This window comes from Embleya sp. NPDC050493 (genome assembly GCF_044458105.1).
Classification (GTDB): Bacteria; Actinomycetota; Actinomycetes; order Streptomycetales; family Streptomycetaceae; genus Embleya.
In genome coordinates this window covers 133,587-160,374 of the sequence record NZ_JBITHP010000009.1, presented here as the reverse complement: position 1 = coordinate 160,374, position 26,788 = coordinate 133,587, and the positions used below count along the sequence as shown (strand labels likewise).

General features: G+C 68.8%; 27 protein-coding genes and 2 tRNA genes. 9 read left to right on the top strand and 20 right to left on the bottom strand.

The features are described 5' to 3' along the window. Nucleotides 1-60: 60 nt before the first annotated feature. The 6 genes from ACIBM5_RS19775 to ACIBM5_RS19750 form a co-directional block, all read right to left on the bottom strand. Nucleotides 61-846: a class E sortase gene (locus tag ACIBM5_RS19775; protein WP_396008049.1), complete on the bottom strand. Its 786-nt coding sequence runs from the start codon at nucleotides 844-846 to the stop codon at nucleotides 61-63. Between the two features lie 65 nt (nucleotides 847-911). Then, nucleotides 912-1,610 carry a class E sortase gene (locus ACIBM5_RS19770; protein ID WP_391587278.1) on the bottom strand — a complete coding sequence of 233 codons (699 nt, stop codon included), beginning with the start codon at nucleotides 1,608-1,610 and terminating at the stop codon, nucleotides 912-914. Between the two features lie 608 nt (nucleotides 1,611-2,218). After that, nucleotides 2,219-2,857, bottom strand: a complete 639-nt coding sequence (locus ACIBM5_RS19765) for an aminodeoxychorismate/anthranilate synthase component II (RefSeq protein ID WP_396008048.1) — start codon at nucleotides 2,855-2,857, stop codon at nucleotides 2,219-2,221. Continuing rightward, entirely contained in the window at nucleotides 2,854-3,111 is a 258-nt protein-coding gene (locus tag ACIBM5_RS19760; RefSeq protein ID WP_396008165.1) for a hypothetical protein, read from the bottom strand. The genes ACIBM5_RS19765 and ACIBM5_RS19760 overlap by 4 nt, the downstream gene beginning before the upstream one ends. Nucleotides 3,112-3,157: 46 nt before the next feature. Then, on the bottom strand, nucleotides 3,158-3,850 hold the full coding sequence (locus tag ACIBM5_RS19755; RefSeq protein ID WP_396008047.1) for a class E sortase: 693 nt from the start codon (nucleotides 3,848-3,850) through the stop codon (nucleotides 3,158-3,160). Between the two features lie 49 nt (nucleotides 3,851-3,899). Further along, a complete protein-coding gene (locus tag ACIBM5_RS19750; RefSeq protein ID WP_396008162.1) occupies nucleotides 3,900-4,649 on the bottom strand; it encodes a DUF881 domain-containing protein in 750 nt (249 codons plus the stop codon). Between the two features lie 130 nt (nucleotides 4,650-4,779). Here ACIBM5_RS19750 and crgA point away from each other — a divergent pair, with 130 nt between their 5' ends. Next, complete coding sequence (gene crgA, locus ACIBM5_RS19745; protein WP_020557121.1) at nucleotides 4,780-5,031, top strand: cell division protein CrgA; 252 nt, start codon at nucleotides 4,780-4,782, stop codon at nucleotides 5,029-5,031. 195 nt (nucleotides 5,032-5,226) lie between these two features. Here the strand turns inward: crgA and ACIBM5_RS19740 are convergent, their stop codons facing one another. Then, a complete protein-coding gene (locus ACIBM5_RS19740) occupies nucleotides 5,227-6,108 on the bottom strand; it encodes a rhomboid family intramembrane serine protease (RefSeq protein ID WP_396008046.1) in 882 nt (293 codons plus the stop codon). Between the two features lie 62 nt (nucleotides 6,109-6,170). Beyond that, entirely contained in the window at nucleotides 6,171-6,701 is a 531-nt protein-coding gene (locus ACIBM5_RS19735) for a peptidylprolyl isomerase (protein ID WP_396008045.1), read from the bottom strand. Between the two features lie 201 nt (nucleotides 6,702-6,902). Between ACIBM5_RS19735 and ACIBM5_RS19730 the strand changes: the two genes are divergently transcribed. Beyond that, nucleotides 6,903-7,514 carry a DUF5324 family protein gene (locus ACIBM5_RS19730; RefSeq protein WP_396008161.1) on the top strand — a complete coding sequence of 204 codons (612 nt, stop codon included), beginning with the start codon at nucleotides 6,903-6,905 and terminating at the stop codon, nucleotides 7,512-7,514. A gap of 134 nt (nucleotides 7,515-7,648) precedes the next feature. On the opposite strand, the gene ACIBM5_RS19725 is transcribed toward ACIBM5_RS19730, so the two are convergent. Next, nucleotides 7,649-8,461, bottom strand: coding sequence for a helix-turn-helix domain-containing protein (locus ACIBM5_RS19725; RefSeq protein WP_396008044.1), 813 nt, complete (start codon nucleotides 8,459-8,461; stop codon nucleotides 7,649-7,651). A gap of 261 nt (nucleotides 8,462-8,722) precedes the next feature. On the opposite strand from ACIBM5_RS19725, the gene ACIBM5_RS19720 reads away from it, so the two are divergent. Next, nucleotides 8,723-9,370 (top strand): hypothetical protein, encoded by a 648-nt coding sequence (locus ACIBM5_RS19720; RefSeq protein ID WP_396008043.1) that lies wholly within the window; start codon nucleotides 8,723-8,725, stop codon nucleotides 9,368-9,370. 29 nt (nucleotides 9,371-9,399) lie between these two features. Then, nucleotides 9,400-9,966: an RICIN domain-containing protein gene (locus ACIBM5_RS19715; RefSeq protein ID WP_396008042.1), complete on the top strand. Its 567-nt coding sequence runs from the start codon at nucleotides 9,400-9,402 to the stop codon at nucleotides 9,964-9,966. 72 nt (nucleotides 9,967-10,038) lie between these two features. Here ACIBM5_RS19715 and ACIBM5_RS19710 read toward each other — a convergent pair. From ACIBM5_RS19710 to dnaA, 11 genes are all read right to left on the bottom strand, one after another. Beyond that, nucleotides 10,039-10,111, bottom strand: a tRNA-Ala gene (locus ACIBM5_RS19710). A 134-nt stretch (nucleotides 10,112-10,245) separates the two neighbouring features. After that, nucleotides 10,246-10,383 carry a DLW-39 family protein gene (locus ACIBM5_RS19705; RefSeq protein WP_020557117.1) on the bottom strand — a complete coding sequence of 46 codons (138 nt, stop codon included), beginning with the start codon at nucleotides 10,381-10,383 and terminating at the stop codon, nucleotides 10,246-10,248. Nucleotides 10,384-10,646: 263 nt separating this feature from the next. Further along, nucleotides 10,647-10,720 (bottom strand) — tRNA-Ile (locus ACIBM5_RS19700). Nucleotides 10,721-10,770: 50 nt separating this feature from the next. Next, on the bottom strand, nucleotides 10,771-11,193 hold the full coding sequence (locus ACIBM5_RS19695) for a DUF3566 domain-containing protein (protein WP_391587270.1): 423 nt from the start codon (nucleotides 11,191-11,193) through the stop codon (nucleotides 10,771-10,773). A 399-nt stretch (nucleotides 11,194-11,592) separates the two neighbouring features. Continuing rightward, nucleotides 11,593-14,217 carry a DNA gyrase subunit A gene (gene gyrA, locus ACIBM5_RS19690; protein WP_391587269.1) on the bottom strand — a complete coding sequence of 875 codons (2,625 nt, stop codon included), beginning with the start codon at nucleotides 14,215-14,217 and terminating at the stop codon, nucleotides 11,593-11,595. An 82-nt stretch (nucleotides 14,218-14,299) separates the two neighbouring features. Beyond that, a complete protein-coding gene (gyrB, locus tag ACIBM5_RS19685) occupies nucleotides 14,300-16,336 on the bottom strand; it encodes a DNA topoisomerase (ATP-hydrolyzing) subunit B (RefSeq protein ID WP_391587268.1) in 2,037 nt (678 codons plus the stop codon). A 392-nt stretch (nucleotides 16,337-16,728) separates the two neighbouring features. Further along, nucleotides 16,729-17,256 (bottom strand): DUF721 domain-containing protein, encoded by a 528-nt coding sequence (locus tag ACIBM5_RS19680; protein ID WP_396008041.1) that lies wholly within the window; start codon nucleotides 17,254-17,256, stop codon nucleotides 16,729-16,731. Further along, a complete protein-coding gene (recF, locus tag ACIBM5_RS19675) occupies nucleotides 17,249-18,394 on the bottom strand; it encodes a DNA replication/repair protein RecF (protein ID WP_396008040.1) in 1,146 nt (381 codons plus the stop codon). The genes ACIBM5_RS19680 and recF overlap by 8 nt, the downstream gene beginning before the upstream one ends. Nucleotides 18,395-18,413: 19 nt before the next feature. Then, nucleotides 18,414-19,355: a phosphogluconate dehydrogenase (NAD(+)-dependent, decarboxylating) gene (gene gnd, locus ACIBM5_RS19670; protein WP_391587265.1), complete on the bottom strand. Its 942-nt coding sequence runs from the start codon at nucleotides 19,353-19,355 to the stop codon at nucleotides 18,414-18,416. Between the two features lie 190 nt (nucleotides 19,356-19,545). Next, nucleotides 19,546-20,679, bottom strand: coding sequence for a DNA polymerase III subunit beta (gene dnaN, locus ACIBM5_RS19665; RefSeq protein ID WP_360311326.1), 1,134 nt, complete (start codon nucleotides 20,677-20,679; stop codon nucleotides 19,546-19,548). An 843-nt stretch (nucleotides 20,680-21,522) separates the two neighbouring features. After that, nucleotides 21,523-23,508: a chromosomal replication initiator protein DnaA gene (gene dnaA, locus ACIBM5_RS19660; protein ID WP_396008038.1), complete on the bottom strand. Its 1,986-nt coding sequence runs from the start codon at nucleotides 23,506-23,508 to the stop codon at nucleotides 21,523-21,525. Between the two features lie 350 nt (nucleotides 23,509-23,858). Between dnaA and rpmH the strand changes: the two genes are divergently transcribed. The 5 genes from rpmH to ACIBM5_RS19635 all read left to right on the top strand — a co-directional run bounded on the left by rpmH (nucleotide 23,859) and on the right by ACIBM5_RS19635 (nucleotide 26,646). Continuing rightward, the gene (gene rpmH, locus ACIBM5_RS19655; protein ID WP_010849920.1) at nucleotides 23,859-23,996 is read left to right on the top strand and encodes a 50S ribosomal protein L34; all 138 of its coding nucleotides are present in this window, start codon (nucleotides 23,859-23,861) and stop codon (nucleotides 23,994-23,996) included. A 16-nt stretch (nucleotides 23,997-24,012) separates the two neighbouring features. Next, nucleotides 24,013-24,516 carry a ribonuclease P protein component gene (gene rnpA, locus ACIBM5_RS19650; RefSeq protein WP_391587263.1) on the top strand — a complete coding sequence of 168 codons (504 nt, stop codon included), beginning with the start codon at nucleotides 24,013-24,015 and terminating at the stop codon, nucleotides 24,514-24,516. Then, a complete protein-coding gene (gene yidD / locus ACIBM5_RS19645; protein ID WP_020557146.1) occupies nucleotides 24,513-24,857 on the top strand; it encodes a membrane protein insertion efficiency factor YidD in 345 nt (114 codons plus the stop codon). Before rnpA ends, yidD begins: the two co-directional genes overlap by 4 nt. A 2-nt stretch (nucleotides 24,858-24,859) precedes the next feature. After that, nucleotides 24,860-26,029: a membrane protein insertase YidC gene (yidC, locus tag ACIBM5_RS19640; RefSeq protein ID WP_396008034.1), complete on the top strand. Its 1,170-nt coding sequence runs from the start codon at nucleotides 24,860-24,862 to the stop codon at nucleotides 26,027-26,029. Nucleotides 26,030-26,094: 65 nt separating this feature from the next. After that, nucleotides 26,095-26,646 carry a protein jag gene (locus ACIBM5_RS19635; RefSeq protein ID WP_391587261.1) on the top strand — a complete coding sequence of 184 codons (552 nt, stop codon included), beginning with the start codon at nucleotides 26,095-26,097 and terminating at the stop codon, nucleotides 26,644-26,646. Nucleotides 26,647-26,788: the final 142 nt, after the last annotated feature.

Sequence of the window (26,788 nt, the reverse complement as noted above, 5' to 3'; positions counted from 1 at the left end):
CGGCGGCGCGATCGGCGGGGCCGCGCAGGAGCAGCCGTCCCGCTCGGCGGCGCGACTCGCTCAGTGGCGCAGCGCCGCCGGCTTGGATTTGCCCTGTTTGGCGTCGGTGGCGGTGAGTTCGCCCCAGTAGATCATCCGGTTCCGGGAGGTGAACTCCGGATCGCACGTGGTCAGGGTGATCAGCCGACGACCGGCCGGGCCGCCCAGGTCCGGCGGTCGCGCGGTGAGCACCGAGCCGTTGGAGGGCTTGGTGATGAACGGGCCCTTGACGATCGTGTAGGTGAACCACTGGTTCTTGGTCTCGACGACCACCTTGTCGCCCGCCCTGAGCTTGTTGAGGTACCGGAACGGCTCACCGTGTCCGTTGCGGTGCCCCGCGAGCCCGAAGTTGCCCGGGCCGCCGGGACCGATGTAGGGCGGATAGGTGTAGTGGCCGACGCCCTTCGACAACGATGCCAGGCTGGAGCCCTCGATGATCGGCTGGGCCCAGTCCGAGCCGAGTCTGGGAATCCACAGGATGGCCAGCGTCTCACCGCGAATACTGTACGAACCGGGCACCCGCTGGCCGTCCTTGCCGCCGTCGACACTGACGTCCGTGGGTCCGTCCACGATGTCGCTCGGCGGCAGCGCCTCGGGCGGCGCGGAGTTCGACGCGGAGTCCGGCGCGAGGGCCGGCGCGGGCGCCTTGGCCCAGTTCTTGCGCAGGTGCTCCACTTCGCTGCGGGCCTCGGCCCGGGCCTCGAAGTTGGTCCAGTAGAGCTGGTGGACACACAGCAGCAGACCGACCAGGCCGAGTGTCAGGAGGAGTTCCGCCCCGACGCGAATCGTTTTGCGTACAACGCCCATGAGCCGACAGCTTGGCATAGACAAGCAGTTAGGTCAGGTCCCGGAGACCGGAATGTGATGCGTCCTCACTTGGCCGCGGCGAGCAGCGCGTCCGGTTTCCCCTGCGACCGGGGACGCTCCTCCTCCAGATGTCCCCAGACGATCAGCCGGTAGGTCGACGCCCCGTCGGGGGTGCACGTGGTGAGCGTGATGTACCGGCCGGCCTTCTTGTACGGCCCCCGGTCCGGGATCGGGTCGATCACCTCGATGTGCTGCGGCGAGGTCTGCGGCAGGTCGGCGTCGACGGTGTACGTGAAGTACGTGGTGGCCGTCTCCACGACCAGCTTGTCGCCGGGCTTGAGCTTGTTGATGTAGCGGAACGGCTCACCGTGCCCGTTGCGGTGTGCGGCCACCGCGAAGTTGCCCTGGGCATCCCACGGCATCGCCGTCTGCGGGTCCGTGTAGTGGCCCACCAGGCCGTTGTTGAGCACCTTGGCCCGATCGGTGCCCTCGGCTATCGCCTGCTTCTCCATCCCGATCCGGGGGATGTACAACAGCGCGAACCCCTTGTTCGGCGCGACGAATTGGCCGGGGTTGCGGGGATCCACCGCGGCCGGGTCGCCCCAGCTCTGCTGTATGTTGTGCGCCGTGTCCCGGGCCTTCTCCTCCGCCACGATGTTCGTCCACCACTTCAGGTAGACCACGTAGAGCACGAGCAGCAGGCCCACCGTCATGGCGAGTTCGCCGACGAATCGGGCACCCGCGGTCAACACCCGCGAACCCATCGACGGTTTGGCGGCCCGGCGTCGGGCGGCCCGACCGGCCCCCTCGGCGACCGCCGGGCCCGCGGGCGGCCGGCCACCGGTTCGACCGGGCTTCCTCCGTTGCGCCTTGCGCCGGGCCGCCCGCCCGCCGGGGGTGCTCGACGCCGCGGTCGTCGGACTCGACCGCACGGCCGGTGCGAGGGACGGGTCGAGCGCCGGTTCGACGACCGGGTCGAGCACCGGCCCGCCGATCGGTACCTGCCCGTCGACCCGAAACCACGCATCGGGGCCGTCCGTCGGCTCGGTCGGAGCCGGCCGAGCCGCGGGCACTCCCGGCACCGGTCGAACGGCCGGCAACCCGGCCGCCCCCGGCGTCGCGGGGAACGACTGCGTCGGCGCGTGCGGCGGTGTCCCGATCGGAGCCTGCGCCCCGGCCGCGGCCGCCCGGCTCTGCGCGGCCCGCCGCCGCGCCGCACGACCACCGGGCATCGGCTCGGAAACGGCGGGAAGGGCCGTTGTGGGCGGTTCCGCGAAGCCTGGCTGGACCAGGTCGCCCGAGTACGCTCCGGCCGGGTACGGGGCGATCTCGCCGGATCCGTACCCGCTCTCGGGTATCGGGGCGGCCTCGGTCAGGTCGGGAGCGGCGTGCGCCCTACGACGGGAGCCAGTCCCGCCGACCGGGCCGGCGCCGTCGGGTCCCCGCACGTCACCAGCCAGTTCGCCAGCATCCGGTGGCCGTACTCCGTCAGCACCGACTCCGGGTGGAACTGCACGCCTTCGACCGGTCGGTCGCGGTGCCGCAGGCCCATGATCACGCCGGTCCCGGTCCATGCGGTCACCTCCAGTTCGGCCGGAATCGTGTCCGGATCCACCGCGAGCGAGTGATAGCGCGTCGCGGTGAACGGCGACGGCAGGCCGGCGAACACGCCCGCCCCCTCATGCACCACAGGGCTGGTCTTGCCGTGCAGGAGCTCGGGGGCTCGGCCAACGGTAGCGCCGTGCGCCGCCGCGATGGACTGCATGCCCAGGCACACCCCGAAAACCGGCACCCGGCCGCCCTCGCGACGGACCATCTCCATGCAGATCCCGGCACCCTCGGGCGTCCCGGGGCCGGGCGAGAGCAGTACGCCGTCGAACTCCTCGGCCTCTTCGACGGTCACCGCGTCGTTGCGTCGGACCTCACAGGTCGCGCCGAGTTGGTACAGGTACTGCACGAGGTTGAAGACGAAGCTGTCGTAGTTGTCCACGACGAGAATGCGCGCGCTCATCCGGGCAGCCCTCCCGGCAGCGCCGTGGGGGAGGTCCCACCGGTCGCACCGGCCGGGCGCGGTGCGCCGCCGGGGCCGGTGGTGTTCGTGACGTTCTCCTGATCGACCGTCACATCGCTGAACGGGAGCAGGGGTTCCGCCCACGGGAAGACCCACGTGAACAGCGCGTACACGATCGCCAACACCAGGAGCAGGGAGATCAACAGCTTCACCCACGCGTTTCCCGGCAGAGTGCGCCAGATCCAGCCGTACATCAGGCCCAGGCCCTCTCTCGCTCGCCGCCCGCGCGGCTCGACTCGCTCATCCCTGCAACGCCGCCGGCTTGCCCGCCGCCAACGGAGTACGCGACTCCAGGTGGCCCCAGACGATCAACCGGTGCGTGCTGCCGAACTCAGGTTCGCAGGTGGTCAGGGTGATGTATTTCCCGGGAGTCGTATAGGCCTTCTCCGGGACCGCGTCGAGCACGTGCACGTCCTCGGGGATGGTCTTCAGGACCGCCTTGTCACCGCTGAGGCTGACCGGCTTGTCGATCGAGTAGACGAACCACTCGGTGATGCCCTCGATCACGATCTTGTCGCCCACCTGCAGCTTGGGCACGTTCAGGAACGGGTCGCCGTAGGTCTTGCGGTGCCCGGCGATCGCGAAGTTGCCGTCCTCGCCCGCCTGCGCGCTGCCCTTGTACCAGCCCAGGCCCTTCTGCAGTTCCTTGGGCGTCACGCCGGGTCGGATCGTCTTGTACCAGTCGCTCCCGAAGCGCGGCACGTACATGGTGCCGAACGGCTCGCCGTCCTGGTACGGAGCCTGCTTGGGCGTCTGCGCGACCGGTGTGTCCTTGGGCATCGCCGCCACGATCCGCTTGCGCGCCTCGTCGAGCCTGTGCATCTCGTCGGCCCGCGCCCGATCGGCCAGCACGCCGGTCCAGTAGAGCTGATAGACGACGAACAACAGGATGACGACGCCCAGCGTGATGAAGACCTCCCCGAGGCCCCGCATCGTGGTCCGCAACACTGTCGTCAGACTCCCCTCGGTTCACCGCTGCCGATCACGTCCCGGAGACTTTCGCATACTCCAGGCCGAGGGGGCCCGTATACCCCGGCGCGTCCAGGCGCTTCCTGTCCTCGACCTTCCAGCCGAGTCCGAACGCCTCGACGTAGTCGGTGTAGTTGGACACGCTCTTGCTCTGGTCCAACGCGCGCCGCAGGGCTCCGGTATCGCCCACCGCCGAAATCACGTACGGCGGCGAGTACACCCGACCGTGCAGGATCAGCGTGTTGCCGACACACCGCACGGCGGAGGTGGCCACGATCCGCTGGTCCATGATCTGGATCGCCCGGGCGCCGCCGCTCCACAGCGCGTTCACCACGCCCTGGATGTCCTGCTGGTGCACCACCAGGTCGTCCGCGGTGGGCTCGCGCACCCCGGGCACGCGCGACTTCGCGTCCGGCGGGGCATCCGTCAGGGTCACCGTCAGCCCCTCGCCGGACACCGGGGTGACCCCGGCCGGGTCCGCGACCGCGTCGATCCGTCCGCGTGCCTGCGGGTCGTTGGCCTGCTCCTGCACCAGCGAGTCCACGTCCTTCTGCAACTCGGACAGATCCTGCTGGGCGCTCTCGTTGCGCCGGCCCTGGTCCCGGATCACATCGGACAGCCGAAGCATCTGCGCGTCGCTGCGCAGATTGGTGCCGTGCGAGGTGTCCGCACTGATCCAGAACAGCAGCCCGGCCAGGGCGAACACCACAAGAGCGGACAACCGGGGTACGATCGCACGCCAAGTCGTTCCGAACGGCCGCATGGCGAAGATACGCACGTCGCCGTACCCTCCTTCCGGACCTGACAGCGACTACGCTAACCGACACATCACCGGATCGTGTCGCGTGTGCTGCGCACCCACTCGTCCGGCTACATCGACAGGAGAGACTCTCGTGCCGAAGTCCCGGATCCGTAAGAAGGACGACTTCACCCCGCCGCCGCCCAAGAAGACGACCATAAAGCTGGACTCGCGCCGCTGGGTGGCGCCGTTCATGCTGGCTCTCTTCGCGATCGGCCTGCTGTGGATCGTGGTCTTCTACGTGACCGACATGCGCTTCCCGGTCGAGTCCCTGAAGAACTGGAACATCGTCGTCGGCTTCGGCTTCATCGCCGCCGGCTTCGGTGTGTCCACCCAGTGGAAGTAGCGCATCGGCGCAGCTCAGCGAGCTTTCCCCGGAAGACTCCACAGAGTTATCCACAGTGGGGATAACCCGGCAAAGCCTGTGGATAACCCTTCATGGTCCAACGAGCGACCGGGATGCGGGCAACGGCTCGCATCCCGGATTCATCACTTCGGGTCATTGAGATGATTCACTGCGCAACCGGGACCCGTCGTTCGATCAGACGATCTGCGCGGTCCGGACCAGCACGATCACCACGATGACCGCGGACACCGCGAGCAGTGTCCCCACCTGGATCAGGGTGCGATTGCGCTGCGGCGCGTAGACCAGGCCGATCGCCGCGAGCGTGCCCGCGACGAGTCCGCCGATGTGCGCACGCCAGTCGATCGTGCCCATGTTGAGAAACGTGATCATCAGGTTGAGCGCGAGCAGGATGCCCAGCGGTCGCAGGTCGTACCGGAGTCGGCGCCCGAGCACGATCATCGCGCCGAACAGCCCGAACAGCGCCCCGGAAGCACCCAGCGAGCCCTGCCGCGGATCGGCGATCAGGTACGACAGCGCGGTGCCGCCGAACGCGGAGACCAGATAGAGGGCGACGAACCGGGTACGGCCGAGCGCGGCCTCCAACGGGGGCCCCAGCATCCACAGGCCCACCATGTTCAACCCGATGTGCCACACCTGCTGATGCAGGAACGCCGCGGTGAGCAGGCGGTACCACTGACCCTCGGCGACCCCCTGCCACTCGCCGCCGTCGAAGAACCGGCCGACCAGGATCATCCTGTCGACGAACTTGTCGCCGACCACCAGGACCAGCAGGAAGACCGCGAGGTTGAGCCCGATCAGGGTCTTGGTCACGATCGCGTTCGCGGTCGCGGTCGCCACCCGGCCGCCCGCCACGGTGCGCGCCTCGCGAACCTGACGGGTGCCCTGCCGTACACAGTCCGGGCACTGGAAACCGACCGACGCGCTCACCATGCAATCGCCGCAGACCGGGCGCTCACAGCGGGTACAGCGGATGTTCGTCTCGCGGTCGGGGTGCCGGTAACACACGGGCGGACCGGCCGGTCCGGCCGTACCCGGTCTTTGTTCGTCGGAGCTCATGCTCACCTTCGGGCACGTGACGCGGGCCGGGACCCGAAGGCCCCGGCCCGCGTACTCGGGGTTCAGGACGTGACGGTCTCGACCTCGACGGTGTTGATCACGACGTCGGAGGTCGGACGGTCCCGCATGTCGGTCTCGGTGCCGGCGATCGCGTCGACGACCTTGCGGCTGTCCACGTCGGCGACCTCGCCGAAGATGGTGTGCTTGTGGTTCAGGTGCGGCGTGACACCCACGGTGATGAAGAACTGGGAGCCGTTGGTGCCCGGTCCCGCGTTCGCCATCGCCAGCAGGTACGGCTTGGAGAACTGCAGATCCGGGTGGAACTCGTCGGCGAAGCGGTAGCCCGGTCCACCGGTGCCGGTGCCCAGCGGGTCGCCGCCCTGGATCATGAAGTCGGCGATGACGCGGTGGAAGACGGTGCCGTCGTACAACCGGTCGGTGGTCTTCTGCCCCTTGCCGGGGTGGACCCACTCGCGCCGGCCCTGGGAGAGCTCCACGAAGTTCGCGACCGTCTTGGGCGCGTGGTTCGGGAACAGCCGGATACGGATGTCCCCGTGGTTGGTCTTGATGGTGGCGAAAAGGTCCTCGGCCACTGGTGCGCCTTCCCTACGGTTACACGGACGGTCTTCTTGAATCCTCGAAATCCTCGCACGCCGCGGTCGGCTCCTGCCACGAGACCACCGCGGGCACCTTTCCACCGTACGGATCCCCGGCCGATGCGTGGCGCATGATCCCGGGATCGTCGGGAACAGATAGCGGATGAACCCGGCGAGTAGGAGGATGTCGTGACCCGCATGGATCCGGTACGTGAGGCGACCGGCAGGACCAGGGAGCGGCTCGCCCCACACGCCGCCAACGCGAAGGACGCGGCGGCACACTACGCGGGCGCGGCGCGTGACCGAGCGGTCGAGACCACCCGCGAACGTGTGGTCCCCGCCCTGGTGCACGCCAAGGACAGCGCCGCCCCCCGTGTGGAGCACGCCGTGGAGGTGGCCCGGCACCGGGTCCGCCACGACGTGGTGCCGCGCGTGTACCAGGCGGTCGACCAGGCCCGGGTGGCCGCCGAGCCGGTCCGCGACGAGGCCCGCTCCAGGGCCGGCGCGGCGCTTTCGGTGATCAAGGGCGAGGTGACCGCGGCGGAGATCGAGAAGGTCGCCCGCAAGAAGCAGCGTCGCGGACGCGGCCGGCGCTTCCTGCTGATCACCGCGGTCGCGGGCGGCGGCTACCTGGCCTTCACGTGGTGGCGTCGGCGCAACGCGCAGCCCGAGTGGCTGACCGACGAGCCCGACCCCACGCTCCAGGGCGCCGCGACCACGCCCAAGACGGCCGAGTCGCTCGACAATCTCGACAACGAGGCCAAGCCCGCGGAGGACGAGTTCCGCTCGACCACCCCGAAGAACGATTGACGCCACGACACCCGCTTTGCAGGGCCCGCCGCACCATCCGGTACGGCGGGCCCTGCGGCGTGCGCGGGCGGGGGCCTAGGTGCGGAATGGTGCGTGGGCCCGGCCGGCGTCGTGCGCGTGGGCCGGGCCGGCGGTCAGGTCAGCCGGCCCAGCGCCGCCGCGGTTCGCGCGTTCGCGGCGGTGTAGACGATGACCAACTCGTCCGGGTCGCCCTTCGGTTGGAACGCCTCCCAGGTCAGGTCCAACGTTCCGACGGGTGGACGGTTGAGGTGGGTGATGTCGTGCGTGTGGTCGAGCACGAGCTGCGCCGCCCACAGCCGCCGGAAATCCGCGCTGGCCTCGGCCAGTTCCTCGATCTGCCGGGACAGCGCCGCGTCGTGCGGCCGTTTCCCCGACTCGGTCCGCAGGTAGGCCACCGCCTCCCGTGCCTTTACTTCCCAGTCCACGTAGAGGAGGCGGGCCCGGGGGTCAGTGAAGACGAGCCGACCGACGGTGCGCCGAGCCGTCGGCACGCGCGCGAAGTCGACGAAGACGAGCACGGCCATGCGGTTCCAGGCGAGGATCGCCCCGCCGCGGCCGACGAGGTAGGCGGGCGTGTCGCACATCGAGTCGAGGAAGCGCTGCACACTCTCCCGCACCGGCCTGCCGGCGCCCGCCTCCGCGGACGCGACGGCCGGGCGGGCCAGGCTGCGCAGATAGCGGCACTCGCCCGGGGTCAGGCGCAATGCGTGCGCGACGGCGTCGACGACCGCGTCCGACACTCGGGACGCCTGTCCCCGCTCCAGGCGGATGTACTGGTCGACGCTGACGTTCGCGAGGGCGGCGACCTCTTCCCGGCGTAGCCCCCGCACCCGGCGCATTCCCTGCCGTGGCAGCCCCAGATCCTCGGGGCGCAGCTGCGTCCGGCGGGAGATGAGGAAGTCCCGGATCGCGATCTCGGTGTCCATGCCGCATTCTCGGCGCTCATCGATCACTGCCGAAAGTCACCAACCAGCCACTCGGGGCATCGATGGTGGCCCGGTTCCAGGGCAAGCCTTGCACTGGAATGCCGAGTAACACCACGTGACCCTTGAATCGCTCCCAGCACAAAGAGCACACAGGAGACGTCTTCGCCTGCCCCCGCTCCCGGGGCGGGAAGAGACCACTCCGCCCGCCCCCGCTCCCGGGGCCGGGACACCGCACCACCCAATCCCCGAAAGGGAATCGGCATGTCCATATCCGCCAGACGCGGTGCCGTGCCCGCCGTCCTCGCCGTTGTCGTCGCCACCGGCTTCGGTGGGCCGACCGTCGGGACAGCGCACGCCGACACGCCTCCGCGTCCCCCGGCCACCAGCAGTTGCAATCCGACCGTCGACTCCGTCTATTACGACGTGACCACCCGCGTCACTCCGGTGATCACCGACTTCCTCCCCGTCTACATCGCAGAGGGCACCACCGGTCAGCGCACCGAAACCCTGACCCAGGTCGACTCGGTGGCGACCACGGTCGACAACAGCGAGGAGTTCAGCGCGTCCGTGGGCCCCGTCTTCGCCAAGGTCGCGTTCAAGGTCGGCTTCTCCGTCTCGAACACCAAGTCGTCCACCAGGACGAATGCGATCACCAACACCTGGAACTTCAACAAGACGGGCTACTACGGCCTCTATCGCGGCACCCGCCGGGTCGACGGCCGGTTCGTGAAGTACATCTGCGCCCAGACCGGCCCGACCACCGGCATCTGGATCAACGCGATCAGGGGCGGTATCGGCACCTACACCACGTTCGAGACCCCCGAGATCGGCACCGTCGTCAAGAACTGCATCCCCGAACCGGTGAACACAGTGCGTCGCGCCGCCCAGGACCGCCTGGGTCCCTGCTGACCCGGCAATCGATCCGAGAGGAAAACAGCGTGACCACGATTCCCCACCGCAACCGACGCCGAGCACGGCGCCCGCTGCGGGCTCTGGGCGCCGCTCTCATCGCCGTCATCGCAATGCTGTCGACCGCCCTGCCCGCGTCGGCCTCACCCAATCCCACCGACGACGGCTGGATCTGCGACGGCTACTACACGATCGGCACCTCCAACGGCATGGTGTTCGACATCTCGTTGGGCCCCGACAACGCAGGATCGGTCCTGCAGTACCGCTACTGGGGTGGATACAACCAGCAGTGGCGGGTCTGCCACTGGCCCGGCGACACGGCCCAGTACATCTTCAAGTCCCGACACAACGGCAAGTGCCTCACGCTGTGGTCCCTGGACGAAGGCTCGTGGGTCACCGAGGGCGACTGTAACGGCTGGATCTACGGGAACCAGATTTTCTGGCTCTCCCGCGATGCCGCCACCGGCAAGGTCGCCCTACAGGCCGAGCACTCCGACATGTGGCTGACGACGGAGGCGGGCAAGTACACCGTCGAGCGATCCCACATCGTCCAGTCGGCCACCCGGGCCGGCGCCTTCACGCTGAATCCCGTCTGATTCGATCGCGCCCGATGCGATCAAAAAGACCCCGCCGACCGCGTGGTCGCGGTCGGCGGGGTCCGATCCCTGTGGAGCCTAGGGGAGTCGAACCCCTGACATCTGCCTTGCAAAGGCAGCGCTCTACCAGCTGAGCTAAGGCCCCTCGGTGCCGAACCAGGTTACCGGTAATCCCGGTCGGCGTTGGACAATACCTCACCCGGGGAAACGGGCGTTTCACGTGAAACGTGCGTTTCCCCGGGTGGGTCAAGCTTCTGCGGGGTCTCCCACAGGATCTACTCAGCGGGTGGCAGTACCCGCCGGAACCGCGTCCGTCGCCTCGGTCCACAGATCCTGCTCGGCCCGATCCGCCTGGATCTGGCGGTAGACCAACAGGCCACCTACAGCAGCCAAAGCCACCAGGATCAGCTTCTTCATCAGCGTGGCCTCTCCGTCCTGCGAGTGACGTTCGTGCACCTGTCCGCACGCCTGGGGCGCCGCGGTCGGGTTGGGCTCGACAATAACAGGTGCATCAAGGCACCGACCAATACCGAAAGACCCGGTCAGGCGCCAGTCGAGCCCCCCACGAGAACCGCGGGTCGACGGCCGCCGACCACGGGAGATCCCCGCTCGACCCCGGAAACGATCGAGGGCCCTTCCCCGAATCACGGGGAAGGGCCCTCGAACTGCTTGCGCGAAAGTGGGCCTAACAGGACTTGAACCTGTGGCCTCTTCCTTATCAGGGAAGCGCTCTAACCGTCTGAGCTATAGGCCCGCGTGCGTGCTCAGAGAGCGTACCGCACCGCTTGCCCGCCTCCAAAATCCTTAGTCCTCCTCGGCCAGCGTGACCTCGATGCCACCCGTGAACGACGCGGTGAGGTTGTAGAGGAATGCTCCGAGTGTGGCCAGCGCCGTCACCAGGATGACGTCGACGATGGCCACGACGCCGCTGAAGAAGAGGGTGTTCTTCAGGGACAGGAAGTGCTGGAGATCGAAGCCGGCGTTGTTCTCCGACTGGGTGGCTTCCTTGACCGTGTCACCGACCGAGGTGAACACCCCCAGGCCGTCCAGGACCAGCCACAACACGGTCACCGCGACCATCAGCACCACGCCCAGTGCCAGGGACAGCAGGAAACCGACCTTCATCACCGACCACGGGTCCACCCGCGCCGCCCGCAGCCGGGCCCGCCGGGTGCGCGCGATCGGTCGGGCCTGCGCCTCCGGCCCGGTCCGCCCTTGCTGCGCCACGGGCTGCCCCACTCGGTGAGCGGTCGACGGGGCACCGCCGGCCGGGGTGCCCCGGGTCGGGCGCGGCGAGGTCATCGTGCCGCCACCCGTCGGGCGGGTGGCGGCCTTGCTGCCGTTGACCGCGGCCGGCGGCCGCTCCGTGCCCTCGCCCGCCGCTGCCGCGGGCGGGAACGGCGACGTGAACGGGGTGGGCGCCGAAGGACGCGGCGGGCGAGCCGCCGCGTCCCCGGTGGGCCCGGCCCCGTGCCCGGGGGGTGGGGCTGCCGGCTTCGGCGGCACCGGTCCCGTGGGAGGCGGTGCCGCCTCGTTGCGGCTCGTGCTGTCAGCGCGCCCGCCGGCCCGACCCCGGTCGGCGCGCTCGCCTCTCCCGCCGGCCGACTTCCGGTCTGTGCTCACGCGTCACCCTTCCTGCCCGCCGGGCGCGACCTCCCCTTCGACGGTGGAGGTCGGCTCGTGCGTGCCATCGGCCGCACCGGCTTCGGCCCCGTCGACCTCAGGGTCGATCTCGGCCTCGGGCTCAGGTTCGGCGTTACGTGCGATGCCGACAACGGCGTCGCCCTTACCCAGGTTGATCAGCTGCACACCCATCGTGTCACGTCCGGTGTGCCGGACACCCGCGGCGCGGGTGCGGATCACTCCACCGCCGAGCGTGATGGCGAGGATTTCATCCGTGTCGTCCACGACGAGCGCCCCGACGAGTGAACCTCGGTCCTCGACGATCTTGGCGGCCTTGATACCCAGGCCCCCACGTCCCTGGACGCGATACTCGTCCACACTGGTTCGCTTTGCGAAGCCGCCATCGGTGGCGGTGAACACGAAAGTACCCTCGCGCACCACATTCATCGACAGCAGTTCGTCGCCTTCGCGGAAACTCATCCCCTTCACCCCGGATGTCGCCCGACCCATCGGTCGCAGCGTCTCGTCCGTGGCGGTGAACCGGATCGACTGTGCCTTCTTGCTCACGAGCAGCAGGTCGTCGTCCGCGGAGACCAGTTCGGCGCCGATCACCTCGTCGTCGTCACCGGCCTCGTCCGAGCGCAGGTTGATCGCGATCACACCGGCCGCGCGGTTGGTGTCGTACTCCTTGAGCGCGGTCTTCTTCACCAGACCGGCCTTGGTCGCCAGCACCAGGTACGGCGCGACCTCGTAGTCGCGCAGGTCGAGCACCTGGGCGATCTTCTCGTCCGGCTGGAACGCGAGCAGGTTCGCCACGTGCTGTCCACGCGCGTCGCGACCGGTGTCCGGCAGCTCGTACGCCTTCGCCCGATAGACCCGGCCCTTGTTGGTGAAGAACAGGATCCAGTGGTGCGTGGTGGTCACGAAGAAGTGGTCGACGATGTCGTCCTGCTTCAGCTGCGCGCCGCGCACCCCCTTGCCGCCACGCTTCTGCGAGCGGTACAGGTCGGTCCGGGTGCGCTTGACGTAACCGCCGCGCGTGATCGTGATGACGATGTCCTCTTCGGCGATCAGGTCCTCGATGGACATGTCACCGTCGAAGGGCACCAGCGCGCTGCGCCGGTCGTCGCCGAACTTGTCGACGATCGCGGCCAGTTCCTCGCTGATGATCTGCCGCTGCCGGTCCGGCGAGGCCAGGATCGCCTGGTAGTCGGTGATCTTCGCCATCAGCTCGTCGTGCTCGGCGGTGATCTTCTGGTGCTCCAGGGCGGCCAGCCGGCGAAGCTGCATCTCCAGGATCGCGTTGGCCTGGATCTCGTCGATCTCCAGGAGCCCGATCAGGCCCGTACGCGCCTCGTCGACCGTGTTCGAGGCCCGGATCAGCGCGATGACCTCCTCGATCGCGTCCAGGGCCTTGAGCAGACCACGCAGGATGTGCGCGCGCTCCTCGGCCTTGCGCAGCCGGAAGCGGGTCCGCCGGACGATCACCTCGATCTGGTGCTCCACCCAGTTGCGGATGAAGAGGTCGATCGAGAGCGTGCGCGGGACACCGTCCACGAGCGCGAGCATGTTCGCGCCGAAGGTGTCCTGCAGCTGGGTGTGCTTGTACAGGTTGTTCAGCACGACCTTGGCCACCGCGTCGCGCTTGAGCACGATCACCAGGCGCTGGCCGGTACGCGAGGAGGTCTCGTCGCGGACGTCGGCGATGCCGCCGATCTTGCCGTCCTTGACCAGGTCGGCGATCTTCTGCGCGAGATTGTCCGGGTTGACCTGGTAGGGCAGCTCGGTGACCACCAGGCACTGCCGGTTCTGGATCTCCTCGACCTCGACCACCGCGCGCATGGTGATCGAGCCGCGGCCGGTGCGGTACGCGTCCTCGATCCCGCGACGGCCGACGACCAGCGCGCCGCTGGGGAAGTCCGGACCCTTGATCCGCTCGATCAGGGCGTCCTGGAGCTCTTCCGCGGAGACGTCCGGGTTCTGCAGGAACCACTGCGCGCCGGACGCGACCTCACGCAGGTTGTGCGGCGGGATGTTGGTCGCCATGCCGACCGCGATGCCCGCGGAGCCGTTGACGAGCAGGTTCGGGAAGCGCGCCGGCAGGACCGTCGGCTCCTGGTTGCGGCCGTCGTAGTTGTCCTGGAGATCGACGGTGTCCTCGTCGATGTCCCGGAGCATCTCCATGGACAGCCACTTGAGCTTGCACTCGGTGTACCGCATGGCCGCGGCCGGGTCGTTGCCCGGCGAGCCGAAGTTGCCGTTGCTGTCCACCAGCGGCATCCGCATCGACCACGGCTGGGCCAGCCGGACCAGCGCGTCGTAGATCGAGGTGTCGCCGTGCGGGTGGTAGGTGCCCATCACGTCGCCGACGACGCGGGCGCACTTGTAGAAGCCCTTCTCGGGCCGGTAGCCGCCGTCGTACATCGCGTAGAGCACGCGGCGGTGCACCGGCTTGAGACCGTCGCGCACGTCGGGCAGGGCGCGCGAGACGATCACGCTCATCGCGTAGTCGAGGTAGCTGCGCTGCATCTCGGTTTCGAGCCCGACGGGCTCGATCCGCAGACCGCCGGTGCTGTTCACCGCGTCCGCCGGGTCGCCTTCGGGCGCCGGGGTGTTCTCTTCGGCCATTGCTGGTCAAAGTCCTTTCGAGGTGTGGCGTGGGGCCGACTCGGAGGTGGACATCCGCGCTGCCGCGGATCCCCCCGGCTGGTCAGATGTCCAGGAACCTGACGTCCTTGGCGTTGCGCTGGATGAAGGAGCGGCGGGCTTCGACGTCCTCGCCCATGAGCACCGAGAACAGTTCGTCGGCCTGGGCCGCGTCGTCGAGCGTGACCTGGCCCAGGACCCGGTGGTCGATGTCCATCGTGGTCACCCGAAGCTCCTCGGCGTTCATCTCGCCGAGACCCTTGAAGCGCTGGATCGAGTCGTCCTTCGCGCGCTTGCCGGCCTGCCGGCCGAGTTCGAGCAGCGCGTCGCGCTCGCGGTCGGAGTAGGCGTACTCGAAGTCGTCCCGGCTCCACTTGATCTTGTAGAGCGGCGGCCGCGACAAGTAGACGTGACCGGCCTCGACCAGCGGACGCATGAAGCGGAACAGGAAGGTCAGCAGCAGGGTGTTGATGTGCTGGCCGTCGACGTCGGCGTCCGCCATCAGGATGATCTTGTGATAGCGGAGCTTCTCGATGTCGAAGTCCTCGTGCACACCGGTGCCGAAGGCCGAGATGAGCGCCTGGACCTCGGTGTTCTGCAGGATCTTGTCGATCCTGGCCTTCTCGACGTTCAGGATCTTGCCGCGGATCGGCAGGATCGCCTGGTACATCGGGTCACGGCCGGACTTGGCCGAACCACCGGCCGAGTCGCCCTCGACGATGAAGATCTCGCACTTGGACGGGTCGTTGCTCTGGCAGTCGCTCAGCTTGCCCGGCAGCGAGGCGGTCTCCAGGAGGCCCTTGCGCCGGGTCAGGTCGCGCGCCTTGCGGGCGGCCATCCGCGCGGTCGCGGCCTGGATCGACTTGCGGATGATGTCCGCGGCCTCGCTGGGGTTGCGGTCGAGCCAGTCGGTGAGGTGCTCGTGCACGACCCGCTGCACGAAGGTCTTGGCCTCGGTGTTGCCCAGCTTGTCCTTGGTCTGGCCCTCGAACTGCGGGTCGCCGAGCTTGACCGAGATGATCGCGGTCAGACCCTCGCGGATGTCCTCGCCGGCGAGGTTCTCGTCCTTCTCCTTGAGCAGCTTCTTCTCGCGCGCGTAGCGGTTGATCAGCGCGGTCAGCGCGGACCGGAAGCCCTCTTCGTGGGTACCGCCGCCGTGCGTGTGGATCGTGTTGGCGAAGCTGTGCACACCCTCGGTGTACTGCGAGTTCCACTGCATCGCGACTTCCACCGAGATGGTCCGGGCCTTGTCCTCGGCCTCGATGTCGATCACCGACGGGTGGACCAGCTCGCCCTTGCGCGAGTTGAGGTAGCGCACGAAGTCGGCGATGCCGCCCTCGTAGTGGTACGTGACCGTGAGCTGCTCGCCCTTGTCGTCCACGTGGTCCGGACGCTCGTCGGTGAGCGAGATGGTCAGGCCCTTGTTGAGGAAGGCCATCTCCTGGAAGCGCCGGGAGAGCGTCTCGAACGAGTAGACCGTGGTCTCGAAGATGTCCGCGTCGGCCCAGAAGGTGACCTGGGTGCCCGTCTCGGTGGTCGCCTCGTGCCGCTCCAGCGGCGCGGTGGGCGTGCCGAGCTTGTAGTCCTGCGTCCAGCGGTAGCCGTCGCGGCGGATGTCCACCGCCAGGCGCGAGGACAGCGCGTTGACCACGGAGACGCCGACGCCGTGCAGACCACCGGAGACCGAGTAGCCGCCGCCGCCGAACTTGCCGCCCGCGTGCAGGATGGTCAGCACGACCTCGACGGCGGGCTTCTTCTCCACCGGGTGCATGTCGACCGGGATGCCACGCCCGTTGTCGACCACGCGCACGCCGCCGTCGGCGAGGATGGTCGCCTCGATGTGCGTCGCGTGGCCCGCGAGCGCCTCGTCGACCGAGTTGTCCACCACCTCGTAGACCAGGTGGTGCAGGCCGCGCTCACCGGTGGAACCGATGTACATGCCCGGGCGCTTCCGGACCGCGTCGAGGCCCTCCAGGACCTGGATGTCACTCGCGCCGTACGACTGCGAGTTGATCGCGGCAGAGGTTTCCGGCGAGCCGGCCACGTCATTCTCCTTGGGGTTGCCGGAATCGGCCACGAAGCGCCCTTTCTGGCACAGCACGGCTCCCTGCCCGGGAGCAGGATCGGCAGGGAGGGTCGGACGGCAGGCAGCCGGCCCGACACGCCCCCGGGCACGGAGCCGCGGAAGTCGAAACAGGATCCGCATGAGCGGTATTGCTGGTTCAGTCTACCGGTCGGGGCGACACAAAGATGGGTTCCCAAGGGCCCTGTGTCCGCGTGTGGCGCCCTGATGTGCCCTGTCGCATGTCCCCCTACTTGCCCCGGGGTCCCGAATCGCTCTCATGGCTGTCCACGCGGCGCGAGCGACTCGGACGGTAACAGCGTGTCAGACCGGTATGACACCGGACACATCGTCCCCGCCGACCCGGCCGATCGGAGCGGATGCGTACCGGGGAGTGCACGCCGGCGGTACATCCCATGGCCGAAAACCGTCTACGGCTGTGCGCGCCACTGTCCCCGGCGGCGCTCCTGCGCCGGGCCGAGGACCCGAATGAAGGTGACGGTGCCGTCGCCCAGCTCCTGATTGAGGCGGGCGAGCAGTTTCGGCGCGAGCCAGCGCACGTGCGTCGCGTAGTTGTCGGATTCGGCGCGGACCACCAGTTCGCCGTCCTCGAAGCGCTCCGGGCGACAGTTGGCCGCCATCGCCGGACCGACGATTTCCGGCCACCGCTGGAGTACGCCGTGCACCGCCGCCGGGGTCTGCCAGCCGCGCTCGGTGACCAGGCGCCCCATGATCTGACGCAGCGGCTGGGGGTCGCGGTCGTCGGGTCCCGAACCACTGCGTTTCAAGCCACGCCGTGCCTGGTTCCGGTCCTGCCGAAGATCGTGTCGGGTCCGTGCCTGGGCGCGGGCCTGGGTCAGCGCCGCGCGGGCCAGGTCGATCCCGCGGATCGGCTCGGCGGCCGGCTGCTCGGCCCGCCCGGGGCCGCCGGGAGACGGGATGTGGGCCTCGTCACTCATCAACCTCGACCCTTCGCACCTCACCCGCGGCGACGTCGTAGCGCGCACCCGCGAGCGCGGGCGGCACATCCTCGGCCACCGCGGCCGTGACCAGCACCTGTTCACCGTGCGCGACCATCTCGGCGAGCCGCGCCCGACGTGTGACGTCCAGTTCGGCGAACACGTCGTCGAGCACCAGGACCGGCTCGCCGCCGTCCGCGCGCAGCAGCTCGTAGGAGCCCAGCCGCAGGGCCAGCGCGTACGACCAGGACTCGCCGTGGCTGGCGTAGCCCTTGGCGGGCAGCGGGCCCAGCCGCAGCACGAGATCGTCGCGGTGCGGGCCGATCAGCGTCTGACCGCGCTCGACCTCGGCCGCCCGGCCGGCCGCGATCGCCGCCGTGAGCACCGCGTGGATGCCGGCCCGGTCGGTGGGCAGCGGGTCCTCCGACATCGAACTGCGGTAGTCCAGCACGATCGGTCCACCGCCTGTGGACAACGCGTCGTAGGCCTTGTCCACCAGCGGTTGCAGCGCGGCGACCAGATCGAGCCGGGCGAAGGTGAGTTCGGCGCCCGTGGCGGCCAGGTGCTCGTCCCACACGTCCAGCGTGCTCAGCGCACCGCTGCGCCCGCCGCCCGCCCGCCGGGCCAGGGCCGCGGTGCGCAGCAGCGTGTTGCGCTGCTTGAGCACCCGGTCGTAGTCCTGCCGCACCCCCAGCAGGCGCGGGGTGCGCGCGGTCAGCAACTCGTCGAGGAACCTGCGGCGTTCGCCCGGATCGCCCTTGACCAGGGCCAGGTCCTCCGGGGCGAACAGCACGGTGCGCAGCAGGCCGAGCAGGTCGCGCGGGCGGGTCGCGGACGAGCGGTTGATCCGGGCCCGGTTGGCCTTGCCGGGGTTGATCTCCAACTCGGCCAGCGCACTGCGGCCGTCCTCGCGGACGATGCTCGCCCGTACGTACGCCCGCTCGGCGCCGAGCCGGACCAGGGGTGCGTCCGAGGCGACCCGGTGGCTGCCGAGCGTGGCCAGGTAGCCGATCGCCTCGACGAGGTTGGTCTTGCCCTGGCCGTTGGGTCCCACGAACGCGGTCACGCCCGGTTCGAGGGGGAGCTCGATCCGGGCGTACGACCGATAGTCGACGAGTGACAGGTGCGCTACATGCATGGGCGGGCGGGCCGATTGCTCAGCCTGCGTCGGCCTCCTTCGGCGGCGTGGTGTCGGCGCCCGGGGCGTCGGCCCCCTTGTGCGTCGACGCGGCGGTGACCGCGTGCCCACCGAACTGATTGCGCAGCGCGGCGATCATCTTCATCTGCGGCGAGTCGTCCTGCCGGGACGCGAATCGGGCGAACAGCGACGCGGTGATCGCGGGCAGCGGGACGGCGTGGTCGATCGCCGCCTCCACGGTCCAGCGGCCCTCGCCGGAGTCCTCCGCGTAGCCGCGCAGGCCCTCCAGGTGCTCGTCGTCGTCCATCGCCCGCACGGCCAGGTCGAGCAGCCACGAGCGAATGACGGTGCCCTCCTGCCAGCTGCGGAACACCTCGCGCACGTCGGTGACCACATCGGCGGCCTCCAGCAGTTCCCAGCCCTCGGCGTAGGCCTGCATCAGCGCGTACTCGATGCCGTTGTGCACCATCTTCGCGAAGTGCCCGGCGCCGACCTTGCCCGCGTGCACGAAGCCCGCGGGGCCCTCGGGCTTGAGTGCGTCGAAGATCGGCTGGACCTTCTCGATGTTCGCGGCGTCGCCGCCGCACATCAGCGCATAGCCGTTGTCCCGGCCCCAAACGCCGCCGGAGACACCGCAGTCGACGAAGCCGATGTTCTTCGCGGCCAGCGCCTCGGCGTGCTTGATGTCGTCCGTCCAGCGCGAGTTGCCGCCGTCGACGAGCACGTCACCGGGGGACAGCAGTTCGCCGAGCTCGTCGACCGTGGCCTGGGTGGGTGCTCCCGCGGGCACCATCACCCACACCACGCGCGGCGTCGGGAGTGCGTCCACAAGTTCCTTGAGGCTGTGCACATCCGCGATGTCCGCGTTGCGGTCGTAGCCCACCACCGTGTGGCCCGCGCGGCGCAGACGCTCGCGCATGTTGCCACCCATCTTGCCGAGGCCGACGAGTCCGAGCTGCATCCTGAAATCCTTCGTTCGCTGCTGCGATGCCGGGTGGGGCACCGCCGAGGCCGCTTCCGCACCCCTTGTGGGGGCTTTTCACCGCGTCGACGGTACGCGGGTAGCGGTTGCCCGTGCTGCTGCGGGGTCATGCACGGCGGACCCGTACGAACCCGGAGCCCGTTCGGCCCGGTTGAGCCGCGGCCCTCGGTCAGCCGGACAGGCGCACCGGCATGATCAGGTAGCGGTACTCGTCGGTGGCCTCGGCCTCGACGTCGGGCTTGCCGGTCATCACGGCCGGCTTCGTGGACGTGGTGAAGGAGATCTGGGCGACCGGCGAACCGATCGCGCTGAGTCCTTCGAGCAGGAACGTCGGGTTGAAGGCGATCGAGATCTCCTCGCCCTCCAGCGTCGCGTCGATCGCCTCGGAGGCCTGCGCCTCGTCGCCGGAACCGGCTTCGAGCACCAGTCGGCCGTCGGAGAAGGACAGCCGCACCGGGGTGTTGCGCTCGGCGACCAGGGACACGCGCTTGACGGCGTCCACGAACGGCGCGGTCTCCACCGTCGCGACGGTCTCCGACTGCTCCGGGAACAGCGCGCGGTACTTGGGGAATTCGCCTTCGAGCAGGCGGGTGGTGGTGCGCCGGCCGGCGCCCTCGAAGCCGATCATGCCCTCGCCGATCTTGTCCCCGGACAGCGCGATCTGCACGCTGTCGCCCTGGGTCAGCGACTTGGCGGTGTCGTTGAGGGTCTTGGCGGGCACCAGGGCCACCGCCGAGGAGAGGCCGTCGGCCTCGGGCTTCCAGTGGAACTGGCGGACCGCGAGCCGGTATCGGTCGGTGGCGGCGAGGGTGACCAGGTCGCCCTCGATCTCGACCCGGACGCCGGTCAGCATCGGCAGCGTGTCGTCGCGGCCGGCCGCGATGGCCACCTGGGCCACGGCGGCGGCGAAGACATCGCCCTCGACGGATCCCGCGGCGGTGGGCATGTCCGGCAGCGCCGGGTAGTCCTCCACCGGGAGGGTGGGCAGGGTGAACCGTGCGCTGCCGCAGACCACGGTCACCTTGGCGCCGTCGGTGGACACCTCGACGGGGCGGTTCGGCAGGCTCTTGGAGATGTCCGCGAGCAGTCGCCCGGACACCAGCACCCGGCCCGGCTCGTCGATCTCGGCCTCGACGCCGCCACGGGCGGAGACCTCGTAGTCGAAGCTGGACAGCGTCAGTCGCTGGTCCGCGGCTTCCAGGAGCAGTCCGGCGAGGACGGGAACCGCCGGCCGCGCCGGGAGACTCCGCGCGGTCCACGCCACCGCATCAGCGAGAACGTCACGCTCGACCCGGAACTTCACCGGTTCACCGCCTCCTGCCGTTACCGGCCGTCTGTCTGTCGTGTGTCTGCCGTTCGTTCGTTCGGCATCGGTGGCAGGCCGTCGGGGCCTACCACCGGCACACAGTCTGACGCACCGCGCCGACAGCCCGCGCAGCCCCCGGCAAACCGGCAGTCCACAGATTCGGGCCGACCCGACCGTTTTCCGTGGATCTCTCTTGAACTACGTGTGGTCGTAGTAGTAGGGGGTGTGGATACCGTGGATAACCGGTATACGCGCAGGTCAGGGCCGGTTTTTTGTCCACTTCGAGGTGTGGGTGAACCCGTGGATAAACCCCCTGTGTCTGTGGATGCCCGAATTGGCTCCACAGGCCGTCCCCAGCCGTACCCGTACTTGTCCCCAAACAATCCCCAGGTCGAGGGCCACTTGTCCCCACCCTCTGCGGATGCCCGTTGGCTTCGGATTCACCGTAAGGGGTGAAACCGACCCGACTGTGGACAGATCCGTGGACAACCTGGGGACAAGCGCGGAATTTCGGTGGACGGGACGTGGACAACCGGACAACACGGCGGTGGACGGTCTGCGGCGGAAAAGTTATCCACAGTCTGTGGAGGAATCCATTCCACATCACCACAGGAACCTGACCTGCCGGCTCGCCGGCTTTTTCCCCAGGTTCCCGCAGCCATTGTGGGGAACTCCGGGGTGGATGCGTCATCCCCATGGTGTGGAAGCCCGAGTCGGCGCCGATCGGTGGATAACTCGGCCCCATTTCGGGCGATGTGACGAAGGTCACATCGCACATGCGAAGGCCGGCGGCCCCAAAGGGGAACGCCGGCCGCTTCTCGGTGGTGATCGGGTGCCGTTTCAGCTCTTGATGCGGTTCGTCAACTCGGTCACCTGGTTGTAGATCGAGCGCCGTTCGGCCATCAACGAGCGGATCTTGCGGTCCGCGTGCATCACCGTCGTGTGGTCGCGCCCGCCGAACTGGGCGCCGATCTTGGGCAGCGAAAGATCGGTCAGCTCACGGCACAGATACATCGCGATCTGGCGCGCGGTGACCAGCACCCGGCTGCGCGAGGTGCCGCACAGGTCCTCGACGGACAGGCCGAAGTACGCGGCGGTGTGCGCCATGATCGTGGTCGCCGTGATCTCGGGCCCCGCGCTGTCCGGGATCAGGTCCTTGAGCACGATCTCGGTGAGCTGCAGGTCCACCGGCTGGCGGTTCAGGCTGGCGAACGCGGTCACCCGGATCAGCGCGCCCTCCAGCTCGCGGATGTTCCGGGAGATCTTGCTGGCGATGTACTCCAGCACGTCCGGCGGCGCGTTGAGGCCCTCCTGGATCGCCTTCTTCCGCAGGATCGCGATCCGGGTCTCCAACTCGGGCGGCTGGACGTCGGTCAACAGTCCCCACTCGAATCGGTTGCGCAGCCGGTCCTCCAGCGTCACCAGCTGCTTGGGCGGCCGGTCGGAGGAGATGACGATCTGCTTGTTCGCGTTGTGCAGCGTATTGAAGGTGTGGAAGAACTCCTCCTGGGTCTGCTCCTTGGTCTCCAGGAACTGGATGTCGTCCACGAGCAGGACATCGACGTCTCGATAACGTCGACGGAAGCCGTCGGCCTTGCCGTCGCGGATCGAGTTGATGAATTCGTTGGTGAACTCCTCCGAGCTCACGTAGCGCACCCGGGTACCCGGATACAGGCTCTTCGCGTAGTGCCCGATCGCGTGCAGCAGGTGCGTCTTGCCCAGCCCCGACTCGCCGTAGATGAACAGCGGGTTGTACGCCTTCGCGGGCGCCTCGGCGACCGCCACCGCGGCCGCGTGCGCGAACCGGTTGCTGGAGCCGATGACGAACGTCTCGAACAGGTATTTCGGGTTCAGCCTGGCGGCCGGCTCGTGCTCGACCACGCCGTGTTCACGCCCGGTGCCCGGCCGAGCCAACCGCAGCGGTCGCCCGCCGGGCGCATCGGCCGGCGGTACGGGCGGGGACTGGTGGGGAGGAGGGGACTGCTGTGGCGGTTGCGCGACACCCGGCGACTGATCTCTGTCGCCGGATTGATGTGTCGAATTATCCACAAAGCTGTGGACGGACGGTGTGGAAAAGCCGGGCGGCCCGAACAGGTCTTCGCGGTCCGCAAACAGGGTTCCATCCGATGGCGGAATTCCCGGGTGATCGGATGAAACGTTCGGATTGCCCCCGTATCCGTATTGATCGCGAGAATCCCGTGGATCCCGGGGATCGCGAGCGTCCCGGGACTCGCGCGGCTCCCGCGGATCGCGCAGGTCGCGCTGCTCCCGGGCGTCGCGCGCATCCCGGGGGTCCCTGGGGTCGCGCTGCTCGCGCGGGTCGCGCTGATCCCGGTACGGTCCGGGCGCGTAGCGCTCGTGCGGGTAGTCCTGCTGATACTGCGGCTCGGCGTAGGGATCGCGGTCCTGGCGGTACGGCTGCTGTCCGTACGGCTCCTGCGGGTAGCCGTCGCGGCCGTAGCGGTCGCCGCCATAGGAGGAGCGACCGTAGGGGCCGGGGTTGTAGTCGTCGTGCCGGGGCGAACGGTCGTGCCGCTCGGGCACCGGCTCCGGCTCGCCCGCACCCGGCTCGACGCTGACCGCGAACCGGATCGGCCGCCCGAAACCGTGGCTCAACGCGTCCGTGACCACCTGGCGGAGCCGGGTCTCCAGGACTTCCTTGGCGAACTCGTTCGGCACCGCGAGCAGCGCGGTGTCGGAGAAGAGGGTCAGCGGCTGTGTCCGCTGGAGCCATCCTTTGTCCTTGGCCGTGACCGAGTCGTCGGTGGCCAGTCGTTCCAGGAACCGTGCCCAGACTGCGGCGAGGTCGCTGGTGATGTCAGCCACAGTGCACGCTCTTTCATTGCATCGACGCAGGTCTCGGGAGGGCTCCCAGTGTCCCGGACCCCGGGAGCGAGCGCTCCGGTCCGACCCACCTGTTCACGGTAGTGGCGCCCGGTAGCCTGCTCAACCCGTTGTCCACAGGCTGTGTACAGCCTGCCCCGTACGACGTTTCCGCAGGTGGGCGACGTGCCCCGGATCCCCCATTTGACCCCGTCGCCTGTTGGTACGTACCGTGGGCCGGTCTAGTTGTCTGACGACCGCTGCCGCATGTCCGAGATCATGTCGATGCGGACGTACGGTGGTGGCCGGCGGTCTTTTCTGCCGGCCCACGATTCAAATCCTGGAGCCCCCGAGTGAGCAAGCGCACCTTCCAGCCGAACAACCGTCGCCGGGCGAAGACCCACGGGTTCCGGCTGCGCATGCGCACCCGTGCCGGTCGCGCCATCCTTGCTGCCCGCCGCCGCAAGGGCCGCGCGGAGCTTTCCGCCTGAGTTCGCGGATCTCTCCGTGCTGCCTGCCGATAACCGGCTGAGGCGGCGCGAGGACTTCGCGATCGCGGTTCGCCGCGGGCGTCGAGCCGGCCGTCCCCATCTGGTCGTCCACCTGCATCGTCAGGAGACGAGCGGACCAGTGACGTCCGAACGCACCCCGGCGACCGCACCGCCGTCCGAGCCGGACACCCTGCGCCAATCTGTGGCAGAGGACCCGCACGCGGATGTGGAGCACGCTCCACCACCGCGTGCGGGTTTCGTCGTGAGCAAGGCTGTCGGCCCCGCGGTAGTCCGTAACGTCGTCAAGCGTCGGCTACGCCACCTCATACGCGATCGGATGGCCCTGCTCCCGGCAGGTAGCCTGGTCGTGGTACGGGCATTGCCACCCGCAGCCCAGGCGGACCATTCCGCCCTGGCACGGGATCTGGACGCAGCGTTCGACCGGCTCCTGGGCCGGGCCGGGCGCCCTGTCGCGGTTCGAGCGGATGGGCCCGCGGCCAAGCCGGGAGCGACGGCGTGAAGTACCTGTTCATGGGGTTCATTCGGGTCTATCAGTGGACGATCAGCCCGATGCTGGGGCCGGTGTGTCGCTTCTACCCGTCGTGCTCGCATTATGGGTACGAGGCGATGTCCGTGCACGGCGCCTTCAAGGGCACCTACCTCACCGTGTGGCGCATCCTGCGCTGCAACCCCTGGAACTCTGGCGGTGTCGATCCTGTGCCGCCGCGCACACGCCGACCGTGGCGACTCCCCGAGCGGAAGTCGCGCTCGGAGTCGGAGCCGCACGAGCGGCAGCAGACGTCCAGCACCGGCCGTACCGAGCCCGCGCCCGGTGCGAACACCACCGCCCGAGGAGCTTGACCGTGGGGATTCTTAACCCCCTATATACCGCCGTCTCGTGGATCATCGTTCAGTTCCACTCGTTGTTCAGCCCGATCTTCGGCAAGAGCAGCGGTTGGTCCTGGGGCCTGTCCATCGTCTGCCTCGTGGTCGTCATCCGGATCTGCCTGATCCCGCTCTTCGTGAAGCAGATCAAGGCGACCCGTGGTCTCCAGGCGCTGCAGCCGCGGATCAAGGAGGTCCAGAAGCGGTACAAGGACGACCGTGAGCGTCAGTCCCAGGAAATGATGAAGCTCTACAAGGAGACGGGTACCAACCCGCTCTCGAGCTGCCTTCCGATCCTGGTCCAGTCGCCGTTCTTCTTCGCCCTGTTCCACGTGCTGCAGCGCGTCTCGCAGAACCGCACGGTCGGCGTGATCGACCGCGACCTGGTGAACAGCGCCCAGCAGGCGCACATCTTCGGCGCCCCGATCGCCGCCAAGTTCACCGACTCGGCGGCCAAGATCGCCAGCCTCGGGGCCGACCTGACCACCGTGCGCATCGTCACCATCGTGATGATCGTGCTGATGTCCGGGTCGCAGTTCTTCACCCAGCGCCAGCTGATGACGAAGAACACCGACCCCGCTTCGCTCGTGGGCAACCCGTTCGCGAAGCAGCAGAAGCTGATGATGTACGCGTTCCCGATCATGTTCGCGGTCTTCGGCATCAACTTCCCCGTCGGTGTGCTCATCTACTGGCTCACCACCAACGTGTGGACGATGGGTCAGCAGCTGTTCGTGATCAACCGCAACCCCACGCCCGGCAGCCCGGCGTTCAAGGTGCGGCAGGAGAAGCTCGCGGAGAAGGCGCGCAAGCAGGGCAAGGTGCTGCTTCCCGACGGCAAGCTGATGGACACCGCCGAGTACGAGGCCCAGCAGGCCGAGCTGAAGGCCCAGGCCGCCCGGCGCCAGCAGCCCACCAGGCTCACCAAGTCGCAGCGCAAGGCCCGTGCCCGGGACGACGCGGACGCGGCCGCCAGGGACGCCGAGGAGGGCTCGGAGGCCGGTGCCGCGGCGAGCAACGGCACGTCCGGCACCGCCCGCTCGAACGGCTCGGTGAAGGGCTCGACCGCGCGGACACCGCATTCCGGTGCGCGTAACGCCGGCCCGCGCAAGCAGACCCAGAGCCGGAAGCACCACCCGAGGAAGAAGTGACCGCCCTCGACGGGGCGGCCGCCCTCTCCACCGACTCGCTCACTCGTCCACAAAGGAGTTCCCCTGTGACGGAAGGCACGACCCCCGCCGTCGACTCACCCGCCGCCTCGCGTCGGATCACGCTCACCGCGGAGGAGATCAGCCGTCTGGAGCAGGAGGGCGAGATCGCCGCGGACTACCTGGAGGCCCTGCTCGACATCGCCGACCTCGACGGCGACATCGACATGGACGTCGAAGGCGGACGCGCGTCGGTCTCGGTGATCGCCGGCGACGAAAGCGAATCCTCCGGCGCCGACCTCAAGCGGCTCGTCGGTCGCGACGGCGAGGTCCTGGAAGCCCTCCAGGAACTGACCCGGCTGGCCGTGCACCGCGAGACCGGCGAGCGCAGCCGGTTGATGCTCGACGTGGACGGCTTCCGTGCCGCCAAGCGGGCGAACCTGGCGGAGATCGCCACCGAGGCGGTGGAAGAGGTCAAGGCGGCGGGTACGTCCCTCAAGCTGAAGCCGATGACCCCGTTCGAGCGCAAGGTCGTGCACGACACCGTCGCGGAGGCCGGACTGCGCAGCGAGTCGGAGGGCGAGGAGCCCAATCGCTGCGTCGTCGTCCTGCCCGCCTGATCGGATCCCCGGATCCGTTTCCGCAAACCGTCGCGCCGGCCCCCCCCCCCACCCCCGGGGGGGCCGGGCCCCGGCGGGGGGGGTTTAGACACCGGTAACGCAGGGCGGCCCCACCCCCCCCCCCCCCGCGCCCGTCCGCCCG